The organism is Paraplanobispora siamensis (assembly GCF_016863175.1).
GTDB lineage: Bacteria > Actinomycetota > Actinomycetes > Streptosporangiales > Streptosporangiaceae > Planobispora > Planobispora siamensis.
Window position 1 is genome coordinate 1 of sequence record NZ_BOOJ01000125.1, and the last position, 2,896, is coordinate 2,896.

A 2,896-nucleotide genomic window follows, 5' to 3' on the forward strand; every position below is an offset into this window, starting at 1 on the left:
ACGACGGTGCTGGGACCCGGTCCGCGTCCCACCGGCCAGCCGCCCACCTACGCCTTCCAGCGCGAGCGTTACTGGCTCGACCCGGTGGCGGCCCCCGCCCCCTCTCCGCACCCGCTGCTCGACCGGGTCGTCCCGCTCGCCGCCGACGACGGCTTCCTGCTGACCGGGCGGCTGTCCGCGGCCACGACCCCGTGGCTGGCCGACCACGCCGTGGACGGCGCGGCGCTGCTGCCCGGCACGGCCTTCGCCGAACTGGCGCTGGAGGCCGCCGCACACGCCGGCTGCGACCTGGTGGAGGAGCTGACCCTGGACGCGCCGCTGTTCCTGCCCGAATCCGGGTCCGTACAGGTGCAGGTGGCCGTGGGCGGGCCGGACGACCAGGGCCGCCGCACGGTCGGCGTCCACGCCCGGCGGTCAGACGACGACCCCTGGACCGCGCACGCGGGCGGCCTGCTCGGCACGGCCCCGGCGGCCGCCCCCGAGCGGCTGACGTCCTGGCCGCCGGAGGGGACGGCGGTCGACCTGACCGACGTCTACGGCCGGCTGGCCGTACGCGGCTACGACTACGGCCCCGCCTTCCAGGGACTGCGCACCGCCTGGCACGCGGACGGCCACGCCTACGCCGAGATCGCTCTGCCCGACCGGGTACGCGAGGACGCCGGCCGGTTCACCCTCCATCCCGCCCTCCTGGACGCCGCCCTGCACCTGGTCGTCCACGAGTCGGGCCACGACGGGGACACGCTGCTGCTGCCGTTCTCCTGGAGCGGCATCCGGGTGACCGCCCGCGGCGCGGACACCCTCCGCGTACGGATCACCGAGAAGGGCGGCGGCCGGATCGCGCTGGCGCTCTTCGACGGCACGGGCGAGCGGATCGCCGGCGTCGAGACCCTGGCGCTGCGCGAGACCCCGAGGAACGTCGCCCGCCCCTCCACCGGGACCGTCCCCTACGCGCTCGAATGGGTCGAGACCGCCGCGACCGGCGACCCGGAGGACCGGCGGTGGGCGGTGGTCGGGTTCGACGCGCTCACCGACGAGATCGAGGCCGACCTGACGGCGGCCGGGACGTCCGTGCCGCGCTACTACGACCTGTTCTCGCTCGCCGACATGAGCGCGGGCGAGGTGCCCGGCCTGGTGCTGGCGCCCTGCCGGGCAGACGCCGACGACCTGCCGTACTCGGCCCACGACGGGCTGCGCCAGGTGCTCGACCTCGTACAGGGCTGGCTCGGCGACGAGCGGTTCGCGAGCTCGCGGCTCGTCTTCGTCACCCGGCCCGGCGACGTGGCGGGCGCGGCGGTGTGGGGCCTGGTGCGCTCGGCGCAGACCGAGCATCCGGGCCGGTTCGCGCTGGCCGAGGTGCCGGAGGGCTTCCGCGGCTGGGACCGGGTGGCCGCGGCCGTCGCGGCGGGCGAGACCCAGCTCGCGGTCACGGACGACACCCTGCTGACTCCCCGTCTGGCCCGGCGTGCGTCTGTGGGCGAGCCGGTTGCGGTGATCGAGGGGACGGTGCTGGTGACCGGGGGCACCGGTGGTCTGGGCGCGCTGGTGGCCCGGCACCTGGTGGTCCGGTACGGGGTGCGTGATCTGCTGCTGGTGTCGCGGCGCGGTGCGCGGGCGCCGGGCGCCGGGGAGCTGGTGGCCGAGCTGGAGGGCCTGGGCGCCCGCGTCGTGGTGGCCGCGTGTGATGTCTCCGATCGCGATGCGCTGGCCGCGGTGCTGGCCGGGGTGCGGCTGGGCGCGGTGATCCACACCGCGGGTGTGCTGGATGATGCGCTGGTCGAGAATCTGACGCCGGAGCGTTTGGCCGGGGTGCTGGCGCCCAAGGCGGAGGCGGCCTGGCATCTGCACGAGCTGACCCAAGGGCACCCGCTGACCGCGTTCGTGTTGTTCTCCTCGCTGGCCGGGGTGCTGGGCAATGCCGGGCAGGGCAACTACGCCGCGGCCAACGCCTTCCTGGACGCGCTGGCGGCGCACCGCCGTGAGCAGGGGCTGCCGGGGGTGTCGGTGGCCTGGGGGTTGTGGGATACGGCGGCCTCGGGGATGGCCGGGGAGCTGGGGGCGGTCGAGGTGGCCCGGTTGGCCAGGGCCGGGATCGCTGCGCTGGGTGTCGGACAGGGGCTGGAGTTGTTCGATGCGGCTTTGGTGGCGGCCGAGCCCGTCATCGTGGCGGCTCGTTGGGATGCGGCGGGGTTGCGGGCCAGGGCCGAGAACGGCGACCTGCCCCCCATACTGCGCGGCTTCGTCCGCGCCGCGCCGCGCCGGGCCGTGGTGAGCCCCACGACACCGGCCGCCGCGAGCGGTCCGGAGCTGGGGGAGCGACTGGCGCTCATGAGCGAGGCCGACGCGCGAACCCACCTCACCCAGCTCGTACGGGCCCACGTGGCGACCGTGCTCGCCTACCCCGGCCCCCGCTCCGTGGACGTGGACCGGGCCTTCAACGAGCTGGGCTTCGACTCCCTGACCGCCGTCGAGCTGCGCAACCGGCTCAACGCCGACACCGGCCTGAGCCTGCCCGCCACGGTCGTCTTCGACCATCCCACCGTCACCACGCTCGCCCAGCACCTGTTCACCGCTCTGGCCTCGGACGGTCCTTCACCCGAGGACGCGCTGCGCACGGCGGTGGACCAGGCCGAGGCGGCTCTGCTGGCCGCCAACGGTGCGGGGGACGCCGTGCGCGGCCAGCTCATCGCCATCCTGCAGAGCGCCCTGTCCAGGATCGGCAACGCCGGGGCCGCCACCGCGGTCGCTTCGGGGAACGGCGCCAACGGGGCCGAAGAAGAGATCGTTTCCGCGTCGGACGAGGAGATCTTCGCCTTGATCGACAACCGGGCCATGACATCACCACTGAGGACTTCGATGGAAGGGCTTGACCATGGCGAATGAGGCCGAGCTGCGCGCG

Annotated in this window: 1 protein-coding gene; it reads left to right on the forward strand. The window is 74.8% G+C overall.

Annotated elements, in window-relative coordinates; genetic code table 11:
* The coding region (locus Psi01_RS42805; protein WP_204069944.1) for a type I polyketide synthase at positions 1-2,880 on the forward strand (2,880 nt) is incomplete at its 5' end.
* Between the last annotated feature and the right edge of the window lie 16 nt (positions 2,881-2,896).